Below are 16,441 nucleotides of genomic sequence, written 5' to 3'. Positions count from 1 at the left end.
TGATCGAAACGTACGGCCGCGGGCAACCGAATATCTGAGTGATCCAGATCACGGCAAATTTGGGTCGCGACATGCATCGGCCGGCATGGTCCATTTCTGGCCGAGTCCGCCATGGGGTATGCGATTCGGAACGGGCCATGGGACGCGTGAGCGGATGCAAAAAAGCCTTTCGTGGTTGCGTCGGATATCGCCAAATCCTGACAGCACTTTTCAGCCACAATGCCCCGTGTGTGGCGGCATTTTCGGTCTCCATATACTCTCGACGAGTTCCGAGGCGGGGCAGGCAATGTCGCCTGCCTTTCCGGGCAGGGCAATTCGCGATTCCGCGGTACTTCCGCGCAACCCGAAAGCCGGTCCGGTGGGTCTTGGCCAAGTCGACGAACCGCCGACTTCAGTCGGTACCGCTACCCCGAGGGCCTGACCACCTTCATGAATCCCCCGATAACCACCGGCCGCCGCTCCCTGCCCGTATGGCCGATTTCCGCGCTGTGGACCCTGGCCCTGGGCCTGTGGGGGCTGTCCCGGCAGCACAGTCTGTGGCGGGACGAGGCGGCGACCTGGCAGGTGGCCCAACGGCCCACCGCCGAGATCTGGCACATGCTGGGACAGGTCGACGCCGTACACGGGCTCTACTACCTGCTGATGCACGGACTGTTCGAGTGCTTCGGGCCCGGCACGGCGACGCTGCGACTGCCGTCCGTGCTGGCCATGGCGGTGGCGGCGGCGTGTGTGACCGTCATCGGCCACCGACTGGCCGGGGTGTGGGCGGGTCTGGGGGGAGGGCTGGCGCTCGGACTGCTTCCGGCGGTGCAGTTCTATCTGCAGGAGGGCCGCCCGTACGCGCTGGTCGCGGCCGGCGCCGCGATCTCGACGCTGCTGCTGGTGACCTTGCTCATGGGACGTGGCAGAGCGGCACTTTGGGCGGCCTACGGGGGCACGATCCTGCTGTGCGGACTGCTGAACTGGCTGTCGCTGATGATTCTGCCCGCGCACGCCGCGACCCTGGCCCGCACGAGGGCCGGACGCGGAGTGTGGGCCCGCTGGACGGCGGCCTCGGCGGCGGCCGTTGCGGGTGTGCTGCCCCTGATCCTGTTCAGCCGGAGTCAGTCCGCCCAGATCTCCTGGATACCGCCGCTGACCTGGCACATGCTGATCGGCCCGGCGGTCCTGCTGGCGATCGGCGGCCTCGGCGCCCTGGTGGACCGCCCCCGCGCGGGCCGATTGTCGGTGGCGGCCGTGGGGCTGCCGCTGCTCGCGGTGCCGCAGCTCATTCTGATCGGCCTCTCCCTGGTCCAGCCGCTGTTCCTGGACCGGTACGTCCTGTTCAGTCTGCTGGGTCTGGCACTGCTGATCGGAACCGCGCTGGGCACGGCGATACGGGCGGCCGCGCCGCGCTTCCCGAGGGCGGCCCCGTGGATCCTGCCCGTGACCATCGCCGTGGCGACGACGGCACTGCTGCCGCAGTCGCTGGCCAAGCGCTCCGCGGCGAGCCGGGTGGACGACGTCCTGTCCGTGGCGGCGGACGTACGACGGCTCAAGGAGCCCGGAGACGCGGTCCTCTTCATACCGGCAGCGCGCCGCGACACCAAGTTGGTCTCCCCGCACGCCTTCACCGGCCTGGGGGACATAGCGCTGACCGAGAGCCCGCAGAAGTCCGGCACCCTGAAGGGCGTGGAGGCCGGCCCGGCTCGGATCCGCGCCGAGATGCTGACCCGGCGGCGGATCCTCCTGGTGACGGACGCGCCGAAGGTCGCGAGGGCGGTGTCGGCGAAACGGGACCGAATGAAGACCTCAGTACTGGAGAAGTACTTCACGCCGGTGGCGGACGAGCAGGTCCGGGGCCGCAGGGTGACGGTGTACCGACGCAACGACAGCTCATGACCCCTCGGCCACTCCACTCCGGCCGGCGGCCCCGGACAAGAGACCCGAGGCCGGACGGAACGCCTCCCCGGGACGGAAATCCCAGGTCGGCGACGCAACGCGCTGTGCCCCGGCAGGATTCGACCGTGCGACACCCGCTCTAGGCTGGAGCCGCCCTCACCCCCCCGTGGAAGGAATCCGCCATGTCCGGCTGGAACGCGCAGGCCGTCCCCGATCAGCGCGGGCGCACCGCCGTCGTCACGGGGGCCAACAGCGGTCTCGGGTACGTGACCGCGCGCGAGCTCGCCCGCCGCGGCGCCCGGGTCGTCCTCGCCTGCCGCAGCGAGGGGCGGGGCGCCGAGGCCGTGGACCGGCTCGTGGTCGAAGTGCCGGGCGCGGAGGTCGAGTTCATACAGCTGGATCTCGGGGAGCTGGACTCCGTGAGGGAGTTCGCGAGCGTCTGCGAGCGGACGCACGACCGGCTCGATCTCCTCGTCAACAACGCCGGGGTCATGGCGCTGCCTCTCGGCCGCACCGCCGACGGGTTCGAGACCCAGTTCGGCGTCAACCACCTCGGGCACTTCGCGCTCACCGGGCTGCTGCTCCCGATGATCGCCGAGACCCCCGGGGCGCGGATCGTCACCGTGTCGAGCATGGTCCACGCGCTCTCGAACATCGACATCGACGACCTGAACAGCGAGAACGGGCCCTATCGCCGCTGGATCGCCTACGCCCGGTCCAAGACCGCCAACCTCCTCTTCACGCACGAACTCGCGCGGCGGCTGTCCCGCACGGGGAGCGACGCGGTCGCGGCCGCCGCGCACCCCGGGTACGCCTCCACCAACCTGCAGGCCGCCGGTCCCCGGCTGGAGGGGCGCAAGGGCGCCGAGCGGTTCATGGAGATCGGCAACCGCGTCTTCGCACAGAGCGCCGAGGCCGGGGCCCTGCCGACGCTGTACGCGGCCACCGCGCCCGGCGTGCGGCCCGACACCTTCGTCGGACCGTCCTTCGCGATGTGGCGTGGCTCGCCCGCGAAGTCCTGGCGGGCCGGCTGGACCCGCGACGACATCGCGGGAGAACTGCTCTGGGCCGCCTCGGAGCGGCTGACGGGCGTCACCTACGAGGGGCTCAAGGACTGACACCGGCGGGGCCGACACCGGCGCCGCCACGAGGGAATCGAGGGCGGACACCGGCGCCGCCGAGAACCTGCGGGCGCCGGCGGCCGGCGGATGCCCCGCTCGGTCCCGGTCCGGCGCGCGGCTGCCCGGGTCAGGCCGCCCGCACCTCGTACGTCGTCACCCGTACGTCCTCGTCGTCCAGGCACCGCCCCGACTCCAGGTCGAAGCGCTGCTTGAGCAGCGGGGAGGCCACGAACGGGCGGCCCCGGTGCGTTCCGGTCAGCCCGCGGGAGAGCACCGCCGCGCCGCTGAACGGGTCACGGTTGTCGATGGCGTACGTCCGTCCCGCGCGGTCGGTGAACAGGGCGGCCTGGCTGCCGTCCGGGAGGAGCGCGGCGACCCCCCGGCCGGGGGTCAGCAGGGCCAGCTCACAGATCGTGAACCAGCCGTCCTCCAGCAGGAGCTGGAGCTTGAGGGCGGCCGTCGTCCGGGTCGTCTCGGGTGCCAGGGTCATCGCTGGGCACTTCCTTCCAGGGCTTCTTGGGGACGGTGTCCGATGGTCAGCAGCGGCAGGTCGGGCTTGATCTGGTCGCGCTCGGGGACGAAGCCGACGACCGGGTCCGGGGTGTCCGGGGCGTTCACGAAGGACACGAACCGGCCCAGCTTCTCGGGGTCGTTGATGGTCTCGGCCCACTCGTCCCGGTAGTTCGCGACATGCGCGGTCATCAGCGACTCCAGCTCCTCGCAGATCCCGAGCGAGTCCTCCACCACCACCTCCCGGACGTGGTCCAGGCCGCCGGGAATCCGCTCCAGCCAGGTCGAGGTGCGCTCCAGTCGGTCCGCCGTGCGGATGTAGAACATCAGGAAGCGGTCGATGAGGCGGATCAGTTCGGCGTCGCCCAGATCCTGGGCCAGCAGGTCCGCGTGGCGCGGGGTCGCGCCGCCGTTGCCGCCGACGTACAGGTTCCAGCCGTTGGAGGTGGCGATGATGCCGAAGTCCTTGGACTGGGCCTCGGCGCACTCGCGGGCGCACCCGGAGACCGCCGACTTGAGCTTGTGCGGGGAGCGCAGACCCCGGTAGCGCAGCTCCAGGTCGATCGCCATCCGGACCGAGTCCTGCACGCCGTACCGGCACCAGGTCTGTCCGACACAGGACTTGACGGTGCGCAGCGACTTTCCGTACGCGTGCCCGGACTCGAAGCCGGCGTCCACCAGCCGTGCCCAGATCAGCGGGAGCTGCTCCACCCGCGCGCCGAACATGTCGATCCGCTGGCCTCCGGTGATCTTCGTGTAGAGCCCGAAGTCCCGTGCCACCTCGCCGATCACGATGAGCTTCTCGGGAGTGATCTCGCCGCCGGGGATGCGCGGCACGATGGAGTACGAGCCGTTCTTCTGGAGGTTGGCGAGGAAGTGGTCGTTGGTGTCCTGGAGCGCGGCCTGTTCGCCGTCCAGGACGTAGCCGTCGGCGCCGATGGTCGGGGCCAGGGAGGCGATGATCGAGCCGACGGCGGGCTTGCAGACCTCGCAGCCGTCACCGCCCCGGGCCTCCTCGCGGCCGTACCGGTCGAGCAGCGTCCGGTACGAGGTGATCCTGAGCGCCAGGACGATCTCGTACAGCTCCTCGCGGGTCTGCCCGAAGCAGCCGCACAGGCCGTGGTCGACCTCGACGCCGCTCGCGGCCAGTTCCTCATTGACGAGCTGACCGAGGACCTTGACGCAACTTCCGCAGCCCGTACCGGCCTTGGTGCACTTCTTGACCTCGGGGACGGTCGTGCAGGAGTGCTCGGTGACCGCGCCCCTGATCGTGCCCTTGGTGACGTTGTGGCAGGAGCAGATGACCGCCGAGTCGGGGAGCGCGGAGGGGCCGAGGGCCACCGGGGCCCCCGCGCCCGCCGGCAGCACCAGCTGCTCGGGGGAGATCGGCGGCACCGAGCCGGTGAAGGCGCGCAGGGTGCCGTAGGCGTCCGCGTCGCCGACCAGGATGCCGCCGAGGAGCTGACCGTCGCGGCCGATGACCAGCTTCTTGTAGGTGCCCGAGCGCGAATCCGCGTAGACGACGTCGAGGCAGTCGGCGGTGGCCCCGTGCGCGTCGCCGAACGAGGCGACGTCGACACCGAGGAGCTTCAGCTTCGTCGACAGGTCGGCGCCGGTGAAGCTCGCCTCGTCGGCGGCGATCGTCGCGGCGGCCGTCGCGGCCATCTCGTAGCCGGGCGCGACGAGTCCGTACACCCGGCCGTCCGCGGCCAGGGCGCACTCGCCGATCGCGAACACGGACGGGTCGGAGGTGCGGCACTGCTCGTCGACCGTGATGCCGCCGCGCTCGCCGACGGTGAGCCCCATGTCACGGGCGAGCTGGTCGCGCGGACGGACTCCCGCCGAGAACACCACCAGATCCGTGGGGAGTTCGGACCCGTCGGACAGCTTCATGCCGGTCACGGCGCCGTCGTCACCGGTGACGATCTCCTGGGTGCCCGTGCCGGTGTGCACGCTCAGGCCCATGTCCTCGATGGTGCGCAGGAGCGCGGCGCCGCCGCCTTCGTCCACCTGCACCGGCATCAGGCGCGGCGCGAACTCCACGATGTGCGTGGTCAGTCCGAGCCCCTTGAGCGCACCGGCCGCCTCGAGGCCGAGCAGGCCGCCGCCGACGACGGCGCCGGTCGTCGCCCGCGCCTTCGCGTACTCCTCGATGGCGAGCAGATCCTCGATCGTGCGGTAGACGAAGCAGCCCTCGGCGTCCTTGCCGGGCACCGGCGGAACGAAGGGGTAGGAGCCGGTGGCAAGGACGAGGGTGTCGTAGCCGACAGTCAGACCGGACCGGGCGGTCACGGTGCGCGCGTCCCGGTCGATCGACTCGGCCGGATCGCCGAGGTGCAGCTCGATACCGTGCTCCTTGATGAACTCCGCGTCCGTGAGCGAGAGTTCGTCGGGTGTGCGGCCCGAGAAGTACGAGGTGAGCTGGACCCGGTCGTAGGCCGGGCGTGGCTCCTCGCAGAGCACGACCACGCGGTGCGTGGCGGTCAGGCCGCGTTCGGCGAGCGACTCCAGGAAGTGCTGTCCGACCATGCCGTGGCCGACGAGCACGATCGTGGGCGCGGTCCCGGCGTCCGGGGCCGTCGCCGCCGTTGTCATCGTCGTCGTGTCCGGGGACATTCAGGAGCCTCCGTCGTTGGTGAGCAGGTGGAGCAGCGGTGCGCCGTCCGAGGGGAGCGGCTCTGCTCCCTCCCAGGCGCGGGCGAGGGCGCCGACGGTGCCGAGTTCGCCGACGAGCACGCCGCCGACCAGCCGGTCGTCGCGGACGACGACCTTGCGGTAGGTGCCGCGGGTGGCGTCGGCGAGCTGGACGACGTCGTCGCCGGGCAGGGCATCGGTCTCGCCGAACGCGGCGAGGTCGAAGGGCGTGATGCCGCCCGCCAGGGTGAGGCGGGTGAGGGAACGGGTGCCGGTGTAGCGGGCGGGGGAGCGGGTGGCCGCGCGCTTCCCCGGCAGGGCCTCGGCCGCTATCGACTCGGCGAGGACGTCGGCCTGTTCGAGGGCCGCGGTCGCCAGCCCGTAGACCGTGCCGTCGTGCTGGGCGCAGTCGCCCACGGCCCGGATGCGGGGGTCGGACGTCCGCAGTTCGTCGTCGACGAGGATGCCCTTGTGGACGGCGAGTCCCGCGTCCTGGGCGAGGCCCGTGCGGGGATGGACGCCGCAGGCCAGTACGACGAGGTCGGCGTCCAGGGCGTATCCGTCGGCCATCTCGACGGAGCGGACCGCGCCGCCGACCGAGCGCACGTCGCGCACCCGGCACTCGGTGTGCACCTCGACGCCCAGCTCCGTGAGGTGCCGGTGCACCAGGCGGGACGCGGCCGGATCGAGCTGACGCTCCATGAGCCGTTCGGCCTGCTGCGCCAGCACCACCTGGGCCCCGCGCAACGCCAGCGCCCGGGCGGCCGACACTCCGAGCAGGCCGCCGCCGATCACGACGGCGCGGGTGCCGGGCCGGACGGCCTTCGACAGGCCCAGACAGTCGTCCATGGTGCGGAACGCGTGCACACCTTCCGGGAGTTCGTGCCGGCCCTGGGCGAACAGGCCGCGCAGCGGCGGAAGGACGGGGTTGGAGCCGGTCGCGAGGACCAGCGTGTCGTATGCGATCACCGCGCCGTCCGCGCAGCGCACCGTGCGCGTGACGCGGTCGATGCCGGTGACCCGGGCCCGGGTGAGGCGGTCGACGCCGGGAAGGGCGATCACCTCGGGGGCGTACCGTCCCGCCAGGACCTCGGCGAGCAGCACCCGGTTGTACGGGGCGTGGTCCTCGTCGCCGATCAGCGTGACGGAGACGGGAGAAGCGGCGGACCGGGCGCCGCCGGTCGCGCCGAGCTCGTCGAGCCGCCGGGCGAGACGGACACCCGCCAGTCCGGCGCCGATCACCACCACACGCGTATTCGAGGTCATGTCCACACCGTGCGGTGCCGGTGTTACCCGGTGGCATCACGTCTGTTTCCCGGGAGGAACGCTGCCCTCAGCGGGGGCGGTACCACGGTGTGAGGGTTCGGAGGGCCGGTGCGGGGTGGGCTGTGAGGTTCGGGGGGCCGGGAGGGAGACGGGACGAGCCGTGCGGCGGGGCCCGCCGAGAGGGGCGGGGGAGAGGGCAGGCGGCCCGGACACCGGCCGGCGGGGGACCGGGCCGGGGTCGGAGGCGGGTCGGAGCCGGGTGGGTGGTGGGGTCGGCCGAGCCGCCCTTCTCCGTGTGGGCGCGAGCCGGGTCGGTGGTGGGGTCGGCCGGACCCCCGGACTCCGTGCGGGCGCGAGCCGGGGTGGGTGGTGGGGTCAGCCGAACCTCCGGTCTCCGTGCGGGCACGATCGATCGGCGCGTCTGCGGGCGGAATCCTTTGAAGGGCCGGACCCCACCTGTTCCGCACCTTCGGGGTCCGGATCCCGAAGGTGCGGATTCGCGCTCCGCGGATTCGCGCGCCGCACGCGTTCCGCCCGCTCACCGTGCACGCCGCTCCACCCGCCCACGAGGGGGACCCACCATGGCCACCGCCCGCAAACCTCAGCCTCCGCCGGCCCACGACGTCCGGCTCCGGCCGCCCGCCGACCGTGACGAGGCCTCCGTACGCGTCTGGCGGTTCGTCCGGGAGCCGTTCCGGGCGGCCACCTGGCGGCAGGTCGCGTACGCACTGCTGGCCCTCCCGGCGGGAGTGGCCTGCGTCCTGCTGTCGCCGGTGGGCGCCCCGACGGGACGCTGGCAGCGGGCACTCGTGCACCGCTTCCTCGTCCGTCCCGAGGGCGGACTCACCGAGGGCGGCTCTGCCGACGCCCTTCCCGATACCGGGATTCCCGAGGGCGCGGAGCCGCCGGGGCCCTTGAAGGGATTCGTCCACGCGCTCCTCGCGGCGCCCCTCAACCTCCTCGTCCTGGCCGTCACCGGCTACGGCTGGTCCATCGTGCCGATGAACCTCGGCTGGCCCCTGCGCGCCGGCTCCGACTACGCGAACGCCTGGGGCGGGCCCACCTTCGCCGGCGCCTGGGCCTTCCACGCCCTCGTCGGCGGCGTCGGATTCCTGCTGCTCATGCCGTGGCTCGGCAGGGTCATGGCCGCCGTACAGCTCCGCCTCGCGGCGGCGCTCCTCTCCTAGGTTGGGGTCCATGAACCGCCTCCGCGCCACGCTGGGCCTCCCGTTCGGGCGGCGGGCCCTCGCGGTCCTCCTCTACGCGCTGATCGCCTTCCCGCTCGCCCTGACCGGGTTCGTGCTCACGCTCGTGGGCCTGCTGGTCGGCGGCGCGCTGTCCGTGACCACCCTCGGGCTGTGGCTGATCGCCGTCACCGTCCGCGGGGCACTCGCCCTGGGCAGGCTCCAACGTGCCCTGGCCCGTGGTCTGTTGGGGCTGGACATCGAGGAGCCGGAACGCCGCCCGGGCGCCGGGCCACTGGGCTGGCGGCGGGCGCTGCTCGCCGACCGGAGCGGCTGGCGCGCCGTCGCCTGCGCCCTGGCGACGCCCTTCACCGCCGTCCTCGGATACGTCGCCCTCGTCATCGGTTACGTCTACGGCGTCCTGCTCACCCTCCACCCCGTCCTGGAACACTGGAACTACGAGACCGAGCGGGCGGCCGACGGCACCGAGCGCCGGGTGTCGCTGGAGTTCTTCGGCTTCCAGGTCGACTCCTGGCCACGATGGCTGATCCCGGTGGCCCTCGGACTGCTGTTGCTGGCCACCGCCGCCTGGCTGCTGCGGCAGGCGCTCGCCCCGCACCGGTCCTGGATCGCCACCCTGCTCGGACCGGACCCCGCCGACCGCCGCATCCGCACCCTGGAGGAGACCCGCGCCCAGGCCGTGGACGACGCCGCGGCGACCCTGCGCCGTATCGAACGCGACCTGCACGACGGCACACAGGCCCGGCTCGTCGCCCTCGGGATGCACCTCACGATGATCAGGGAGCTGATCGCAGCCGGTGCCCCCGCGGACCGGCTGCTCACCGTCGTGGACACCGCGCGGGGCAACGCCGGGCAGGCCATCGCCGACCTGCGCCATCTCGTCAAGGGCATCCATCCGCCCGTACTGGACCAGGGCCTGGACACGGCTCTGGCCACCCTCGCCGCCGACAGCGCGCTGCCCGTCGAGCTGAGCGCAGACATCGCGGAGCGGCCGAGTCCGGCGGTCGAGTCGATCGCGTACTTCTGCGCCGCCGAACTCCTCGCCAACGCCACCAAGCACAGCGGGGCCACGCGGGCTGGTGTCACGGTGACCGCCCGGGACGGGCTGCTGCGGCTGAGCGTGCGGGACGACGGGCGCGGGGGAGCGGTGATCGGCGCGGGCTCGGGCCTGACCGGTCTGCTGGCCCGCGCGCGGACCGTCGACGGCACGCTGGCCTGCGACAGCCCGCCGGGAGGGCCTACCGTGGTCACCGTCGAACTGCCCTGCTGACCCTGGTGAACGGGAGCCCCATGCGCGTCGTCATCGCCGAGGACTCGGCCCTGCTGCGTGACGGGCTGGCCCAGCTGCTCCAGCTGCGCGGAGTGGAGGTGGTCGCGGCGGTGGGCGACGCGGACGCCCTGCTGGCCGGGGTCGCCGAGCACCGGCCGGACGTCGCCGTCGTCGACATCCGGCTGCCGCCGACCCAGACCGACGAGGGCATCCGGGCGGCCGTGCGGCTGCGCGAGGAGCACCCCGGCACCGGCGTTCTGGTCTTCTCCCAGTACGTGGAGACGAAGTACGCCGCCCGGCTGCTGAGCGACCCGGCGGGGTTCGGCTACCTCCTCAAGGAACGCGTCGTCGACATCGGCGAGTTCGTGGACGCCATGGAACGGGTCGCCTCGGGAGGCACGGCGCTCGACCCCGAGGTCGTCTCCCAGCTGTTCGGCGCGAGCCGTCGCGTCCGCGCCCTCGACACCCTCACGCCCCGCGAGCGCGAGGTCCTCGCCCTGATGGCCGAGGGCCGCACCAACCAGGCCGTCGCCGCCGCCCTCACGGTCTCCGAACGCGCCGTCGAGAAGCACATCGCCAACATCTTCCTGAAGTTCGACCTGCCTCCGTCGGACACCGGCCACCGGCGGGTTCTCGCTGTCCTGCGCTACCTGGACTCGGTGCACTGAGCGCCGGCGCCCGCGCGGGGAACCCGCCCGTGCGAACCTCTGAAGTCGCTCAAGCTTCCCAAGATCCATGGACGGCACATCTACCGTGTCCATAGGGTCGCGATCATGCCCGACATATCTCTGACCATGGTCCTTGTGCTCTGCGCCGCAGCCCTGGCGGCCGGTTGGATCGACGCCGTGGTCGGCGGCGGAGGGCTGCTTCTGCTGCCCGCCATGCTGCTCGGTCTGCCCGGCGGCACCCCGGCGGCCTACGCGCTCGGCACGAACAAGGCGGTGGCGATCGTCGGTACGACGGGAGCCGCGGTGACGTACGCGCGCAAGGCGCCCGTCGATGTGCGCCTCGCCGTACGGATCGGGGCCGCGGCGCTCGCCGGTTCCACGGCGGGGGCGTTCGTCGCGGCCGGGCTGAGCACCGACGTGCTCAAGCCGGTCGTCATGGTCGTCCTGGTCGGCGTCGGCACCTTCGTGATCCTGCGGCCCGCCTTCGGCACGGCGCCGCCGACCACCCCGGTCTCCCCGCGCCGCGTCCTCGCCGCGATCGGTCTCGCGGGCCTCGGCATCGGCTTCTACGACGGGCTCATCGGCCCCGGCACGGGAACGTTCCTCGTGCTCGCGCTCACCGCCCTGCTCCACCTCGACCTGGTGACCGCCTCCGCCACCGCCAAGATCGTCAACTGCTGCACCAACGCGGGCGCCCTCGCGACCTTCGCCTGGAAGGGCACGGTGTTCTGGCAACTCGCCGCCCTGATGGCCGTGTTCAATCTGGCGGGCGGCATGGTGGGGGCGCGGACCGCGCTCAAGAAGGGCAGCGGGTTCGTCCGGGTGGTGCTGCTGACGGTGGTGTTCGCACTGGTGGCCAATCTGGCGTACCAGCAGTGGCTCGCCTGAACGCTCAGCGGCTGCCCGTGAGATGGGCGAAGACGACCACGTTCCCCTGGTAGCCCGTCGTCTCCGAGTAGCCGCCCCCGCACGTGATGACGCGCAGCTCGGGCCGGCGCGCGGCGCCGTACACCTTCGCGTCGGGGAAGGCGCGGGAGTCGTACACCTCGACCGCGTCGACGGTGAACAGGGCCGTGCTGCCGTCGAGCCGGTCCACCTCGACCGTGCCGCCCTTGCGGAGGGCGCCCAGGTCGTAGAAGACGGCGGGGCCGTCGGCGTTGTCGACGTGCCCGGCGACGACGGCCGTGCCGCGCTCACCGGGGGTGGTCCCGGCCTCGTACCAGCCGGCCAGATTCTTCTTCTCCGCGGGCGGCACGTTCAGGCTGCCCTGCGGAGTGAGGCCGAGCCCCATCAGGGGGGCGTCCACGCCGATCGCGGGGATGCGGATGCGGTCCGGCGGGGAGTGCGGCATCGCGGGGGCGACGGACCGCGCGCCGTCCCCGGCCGTCGCCGCCTGTGCCGGGGAGGGCTGGGGAGGGGGGTGCGGCTCGGCGCCGCTGCGCAGCAGCCAGGCACCGGAGCAGAGGGCGACGACGGTGACGGACGCTATGGCGACATTGCTGACCCGGCGCACGCGAGCCTCCTCACGGTTCCTTTCCCGGGCCCGGGCCGGCCGGGCCCCGGCGGCCGAGGGTGCCGGCCGGGGTGCTGATGGGGTCGGTCCCGTCCCCCTCCGGGCCGCGAGGGGCGTCGGGCCACGGAGGGGGAGGGACGGCGGTACCGGCGGACGGGCAGCGGAGGGTGCCCGTCAGATCCCGTCGCCTCTCGCCCGGCGATGCAGGAGCCAGGTACCGCCCGCGGCGGCGACGGCCAGCGCCGCCACTCCCGCCGCGGTCTGTACGGGGTCGGGGCCCAGCGCGCCGCCGACACCCGTGTTCACATGCCCGCGCGGCTGGATCTGCTCGCGCGTGGAGGTCAGGGTCACCATCAGGTCCCCGGTGACCCGCCGGCCGTGGGAGCACCGCGCGACGATCTCGTACGTCCCGGGCTGCGCGCTCGGCGGTACCCGGAACTGTCCGATCGCCTCCTGCTCGTGTGCGCTGGCGGCCAGCGTGAAGGTACCGCCGCCCACCGCCCCGGCGTCCCCGTTCGCGGTGCCGTCCGAACCGCACGCGGCCGTGTTGACGGTGACCTCGGCGCCCGGGACGACGGTGGAGGGGAACACCTCCAGGCTTCCGGTGTCCGCGCCGTACACGGGCGCGGCGGCCAGAGCCGCGACGGCGACGGCGAGCGCGGTACCGGTCATCAGACGGGCGGTACGTCGCATCGTGCTAGCTCCTCCGAGGGGGCGCGGCCCGCGACACCCCCAAGTGCCGCTGCGTCGGTCGAACCCCTGCCTAACCGAGGTAAGTGGCACATGCCCCCGGCCGCTCTCTGATGGTGCGTCAGAAATGATGTGAACGGGTGTCAGGCGGGGTGCCGGAAACGGCGGAACCCCCGGCATTCCGGCAGGTCATCGGTGTGCGCGCGGCGTGTCGCGCAGGAGAACCCGAAGGGTGCGGGGCTGGGGGTGTGAACGGGTGATCGGGAGGCTCGGGAAGCGAGGGAATCGAGGTGCGGTGGCGGAAGGGACGGGAGGGCGGAGGGGGTGGAGGGGGCGGAGTGGGGTGGAGGAGTGTGTGCCGGTGTGAAGCGGCCGGGCGGGGCGGGCGCGGCCCGGCTCGACCTCAGGACTTGACCTCAAGAATGGTTGAGGTATGAGGCTGTCCCTCATGAAGACAGCCACAGCTGAATCCACTGTCCCCGAGCAGATGTCCGAGCCGCCCGTACGGGTCGCCGTCGTGGTCGGCAGCAATCGCGAGGGGCGTTTCGGTCCCGTCGTCGCGGGCTGGCTGCTGGACCGCATCGGCGAACGGGACGACTTCCTCCCCGAGGTCCTCGACGTCGCCTCCGTCGAACTCCCCACGGCCCTGTCCCACTCCCCGTCCCCCGCGGTGGCCGCCGAACTGGCGAAGGTCACCCCCGCCCTCGCCGACGCGGACGCCTTCATCGTCCTCACCCCCGAGTACAACCACTCCTTCCCCGCCGGCCTGAAGAACCTCATCGACTGGCACTACGGCGAGTGGCGGGCCAAACCCGTCGCCCTCGTCTCGTACGGCGGAGTGTCCGGGGGTCTGCGGGCCGTGGAGCACCTCCGTCACGTCTTCGCCGAACTGCACGCGGTGACCGTACGGGACACGGTGTCCTTCCACGGCGCGGGCGCCGCCTTCGACGAGGCCGGCCACCCGCGCGACGCCGTGGGCCCCGCGGCGGCGGCGAAGACGATGCTCGACCAACTGGGCTGGTGGGCAAGGGCGCTGAAGGAGGCCAGGGGGAAGCGGCCGTACGGGGGCTGAGTCCCGGGGCGGCCCGACGAGTGTCGAGGACGAGGCGTGGCACGACCCGGCCGGCCGGAAGGCGCGCCGGAATGTGTGCCGCATCACATCATGGCGTCGGCCGGACGCGATGATTTCGGAGCGGTGCGCCGGTCTTCACCGACGTAACCGAACACGTGACGCGACCGAACGCGTGACGTGGCCGAGGCACAGCGACGAGGAGCGAGTCCCATGCGCATCGTGATCAGCGAGTTCATCAGCCTGGACGGTGTCGTGCAGGCGCCCGGCGGTCCCGAGGAGGACACCGACGGCGGGTTCGCCCACGGCGGCTGGTCCCACCCCTACTTCGACCCGGAGGTCGTGGGCGGCGCGTTCGCGGCGGGGCTCTCCCGGGCCGAGGCACTGCTGTTCGGGCGCCGCACCTGGCAGACGATGGCCGGGGCGTGGCCCGAGCGGGCGGGCGATCCGTTCGCGGACCGGATGAACTCCCTTCCCAAGTACGTGGTCTCCAGCACCCTCGGCGAGGCGGAGCTGTCGGCCTGGGACAACACCACGCTCATCCCCGGGGACGAGAGTGTCGCCCGCATCCGCGAGCTGCGCGCGACCGGTGACGGCGACCTCGCGATGATGGGCAGTCCCACCCTCGTGCGCACGCTGCTGGCCGAGGGCCTGGTCGACGAGCTCCAGCTGATCCGTATGCCGGTGATGCTCGGAGGCGGCAAGACGATCTTCCCCGAGGACGGCATGAAGCGCCCGCTCGTACACGTCTCCACGGTCACCGCGAAGACCGGAGTGGACGTGAGCGTGTACCGGCCGGCGGACGAGGGCTAGGCGGGGCCCGTGCGGAGGGGCCAGGACCGAGTCGTGGGCAGGCGTCCTCGCGACGCCTGCCCACGGGACCCCCGAGAGCGTCCGGTTGCCGGTCGGCCCGGGGGCCGGAGGGTGTCCGGTGCCGGTCAGGCCACGGAGACCGCCGACCAGGCCGCCGCCACGGCGTTGTACTCGGTGCTGCCCGCGCCGTACAGGTCCTTGGCCGCGTTCAGCGTGGCGGTGCGCGCGCCCGCGTACTTCGTCGACGAGGTCATGTAGACCGTCAGCGCGCGGTACCAGATCCTGCCCACCTTGTCGTGCCCGATGCCGGACACCGTGGAGCCGTTGCAGGTGGGGGAGTCGTAGCTGACGCCGTTGACGGTCTTCGCCCCGCTGCCCTCCGAGAGGAGGTAGGCGAAGTGGTTGGCGACGCCGGAGGAGTAGTGGACGTCCAGGTTGCCGACCGAACTGCTCCAGCAGTCGGCCGAGTTGCCGTCCTTGGAGGGCTTGTCCATGAAGCGGAGGGCGGGCTTGCCGAAGCCGGAGCGGACGATCTTCTCGCCGATCAGGTAGTCACCGGCGTCCGAGGAGTTGTTCGCGTACCACTCCACCATGGTGCCGAAGATGTCGGACGTCGCCTCGTTCAGGCCGCCGGACTCGCCCGAGTACGTCAGCGCGGCCGTCTTCGAGGTGACGCCGTGCGACATCTCGTGCCCGGCGACGTCCAGCGCGACGAGCGGCCCGAACGTCGAGCCGTCCCCGTCCCCGTACGTCATGCAGAAGCAACTGTCGTCCCAGAAGGCGTTGTTGTAGTTGTTGCCGTAGTGCACGCGGTTGTACGAGCCCTTGCCGTCACCCGCGATGCCGTTCCGCCCGTGGACGTTCTTGTAGTAGTCCCAGGTCTCGTTCGTGCCGTACTGCGCGTCCACCGCCGCGGACGAGCGGTCCGAAGTGGCGCCCGTGCCCCAGTGGTTGTCCGTGTCGGTGAACAGCGTCGCGGGCGCCCGGCTGATGCAGATCCCGAAGATGCACAGGTCCGTCTTGTTCGCCGCGTCGCCCGTGTACGTGTTCCCGCGCGTCGGGTCCTTCAGCTGGTACGTCGATCCGGACAGCGTCGTCTCCAGCGGAACCGTGCCGCTGTACAGCGAGGTTCCGTCGCCCGTCGCCGTCTCGATGTTGTCCCACGCGTCGATCCGCGCGCCGCTGAGGGCGTCGGTCAGGAGCGTGCGGGCGACCGGGTTGCCGAGCGAGTCCTGGGCCACCGCGTCCGTGCGCCAGGCGAGCCTCGGCGTTCCGTGCAGGGCGTCCACGACCAGTCGCGGCTTGGCCGTCAGCTTCTTCAGTGCCTCGCCCGGATGGGCGGCCCGCAGCGCGGTCACGGCCAGTCCGGCCGCCTTCGGGGCTGACAGCGCGGGGGTGACGCCGGGCAGCGAGATGGCCTTGGCCGTCGCGCGGTTCGCGCTGCGGTACGTGCCGTTCGGGGCCAGGTGGACCACGAAGTCACCGCCGAGCACCGGGAGTTGCCGGTACGTCCGGTCGTAGCGCACATGCTGGGTGCCGTCCTTGTCGACGACGACGTCGCGGACGGAGGTGTTCTGCGCGGAGGTGAGGCCCAGGTTCGTGGCGTGGGCCACCAGGGCCGAGGCCGCGTTCTCGAGCGCGGTGGCCCGGGTCGGCCTGCTGTCGGCGTTCGCGGCGGGGGCGAGCGCGGCGGCCAGCAGGGTGGCCGTGGTCACGGCCGCGCCGGCGGCGACGAGAGAGGAACCTCGGATGTGCCGTATTCGACTCATCGGTCTCCTTGGAAGGGCGCCTTGGGGAGGGC

The 16,441-nt window shown here is 72.2% G+C and carries 14 protein-coding genes; 8 read left to right on the top strand and 6 right to left on the bottom strand.

Annotation, left to right across the window (positions count from 1 at the left end):
• Nucleotides 1–429 precede the first annotated feature (429 nt).
• Both OG788_RS16430 and OG788_RS16425 read left to right on the top strand, forming a co-directional pair.
• On the top strand, nt 430–1,881 hold the full coding sequence (locus OG788_RS16430; protein WP_406371638.1) for a hypothetical protein: 1,452 nt from the start codon (nt 430–432) through the stop codon (nt 1,879–1,881).
• Nucleotides 1,882–2,063: 182 nt separating this feature from the next.
• Nucleotides 2,064–2,999 (top strand): oxidoreductase, encoded by a 936-nt coding sequence (locus OG788_RS16425; RefSeq protein ID WP_406371636.1) that lies wholly within the window; start codon nt 2,064–2,066, stop codon nt 2,997–2,999.
• Nucleotides 3,000–3,129: 130 nt separating this feature from the next.
• On the opposite strand, the gene nirD is transcribed toward OG788_RS16425, so the two are convergent.
• From nirD to OG788_RS16410, 3 genes are read right to left on the bottom strand one after another with little or no spacing between them, the layout of a single operon-like run.
• The gene (gene nirD / locus OG788_RS16420; protein ID WP_406371634.1) at nt 3,130–3,492 is read right to left on the bottom strand and encodes a nitrite reductase small subunit NirD; all 363 of its coding nucleotides are present in this window, start codon (nt 3,490–3,492) and stop codon (nt 3,130–3,132) included.
• Nucleotides 3,489–6,128 (bottom strand): nitrite reductase large subunit NirB, encoded by a 2,640-nt coding sequence (gene nirB, locus OG788_RS16415; protein WP_406371632.1) that lies wholly within the window; start codon nt 6,126–6,128, stop codon nt 3,489–3,491. The genes nirD and nirB overlap by 4 nt, the downstream gene beginning before the upstream one ends.
• Nucleotides 6,129–7,412 carry an NAD(P)/FAD-dependent oxidoreductase gene (locus tag OG788_RS16410; protein WP_406371631.1) on the bottom strand — a complete coding sequence of 428 codons (1,284 nt, stop codon included), beginning with the start codon at nt 7,410–7,412 and terminating at the stop codon, nt 6,129–6,131.
• 581 nt (nt 7,413–7,993) lie between these two features.
• Here OG788_RS16410 and OG788_RS16405 point away from each other — a divergent pair.
• The 4 genes from OG788_RS16405 (at nt 7,994) to OG788_RS16390 (ending at nt 11,443) form a co-directional block, all read left to right on the top strand.
• Nucleotides 7,994–8,599 carry a hypothetical protein gene (locus OG788_RS16405; RefSeq protein ID WP_406371629.1) on the top strand — a complete coding sequence of 202 codons (606 nt, stop codon included), beginning with the start codon at nt 7,994–7,996 and terminating at the stop codon, nt 8,597–8,599.
• A gap of 10 nt (nt 8,600–8,609) precedes the next feature.
• Entirely contained in the window at nt 8,610–9,887 is a 1,278-nt protein-coding gene (locus tag OG788_RS16400) for a sensor histidine kinase (protein ID WP_406371628.1), read from the top strand.
• A gap of 20 nt (nt 9,888–9,907) precedes the next feature.
• Nucleotides 9,908–10,555 (top strand): response regulator transcription factor, encoded by a 648-nt coding sequence (locus OG788_RS16395; protein ID WP_351557425.1) that lies wholly within the window; start codon nt 9,908–9,910, stop codon nt 10,553–10,555.
• A 105-nt stretch (nt 10,556–10,660) separates the two neighbouring features.
• The gene (locus tag OG788_RS16390; RefSeq protein ID WP_351557422.1) at nt 10,661–11,443 is read left to right on the top strand and encodes a TSUP family transporter; all 783 of its coding nucleotides are present in this window, start codon (nt 10,661–10,663) and stop codon (nt 11,441–11,443) included.
• 4 nt (nt 11,444–11,447) lie between these two features.
• Here the strand turns inward: OG788_RS16390 and OG788_RS16385 are convergent, their stop codons facing one another.
• On the bottom strand, nt 11,448–12,068 hold the full coding sequence (locus OG788_RS16385) for a class F sortase (RefSeq protein WP_406371625.1): 621 nt from the start codon (nt 12,066–12,068) through the stop codon (nt 11,448–11,450).
• Nucleotides 12,069–12,242: 174 nt separating this feature from the next.
• Complete coding sequence (locus OG788_RS16380) at nt 12,243–12,761, bottom strand: hypothetical protein (protein WP_406371623.1); 519 nt, start codon at nt 12,759–12,761, stop codon at nt 12,243–12,245.
• Between the two features lie 445 nt (nt 12,762–13,206).
• Between OG788_RS16380 and OG788_RS16375 the strand changes: the two genes are divergently transcribed.
• Both OG788_RS16375 and OG788_RS16370 read left to right on the top strand, forming a co-directional pair.
• The gene (locus OG788_RS16375; protein ID WP_351557410.1) at nt 13,207–13,830 is read left to right on the top strand and encodes an NAD(P)H-dependent oxidoreductase; all 624 of its coding nucleotides are present in this window, start codon (nt 13,207–13,209) and stop codon (nt 13,828–13,830) included.
• A 210-nt stretch (nt 13,831–14,040) separates the two neighbouring features.
• Nucleotides 14,041–14,640: a dihydrofolate reductase family protein gene (locus tag OG788_RS16370; RefSeq protein ID WP_351557408.1), complete on the top strand. Its 600-nt coding sequence runs from the start codon at nt 14,041–14,043 to the stop codon at nt 14,638–14,640.
• A 125-nt stretch (nt 14,641–14,765) separates the two neighbouring features.
• Here the strand turns inward: OG788_RS16370 and OG788_RS16365 are convergent, their stop codons facing one another.
• Nucleotides 14,766–16,409, bottom strand: a complete 1,644-nt coding sequence (locus OG788_RS16365) for a M4 family metallopeptidase (protein WP_406371620.1) — start codon at nt 16,407–16,409, stop codon at nt 14,766–14,768.
• Between the last annotated feature and the right edge of the window lie 32 nt (nt 16,410–16,441).

It is taken from the genome of Streptomyces sp. NBC_00647 (assembly GCF_045207245.1).
Taxonomy (GTDB): Bacteria; Actinomycetota; Actinomycetes; order Streptomycetales; family Streptomycetaceae; genus Streptomyces.
Note: the sequence above shows the minus strand (reverse complement) of the source record. Positions and strands in the feature narration are given on the sequence as shown.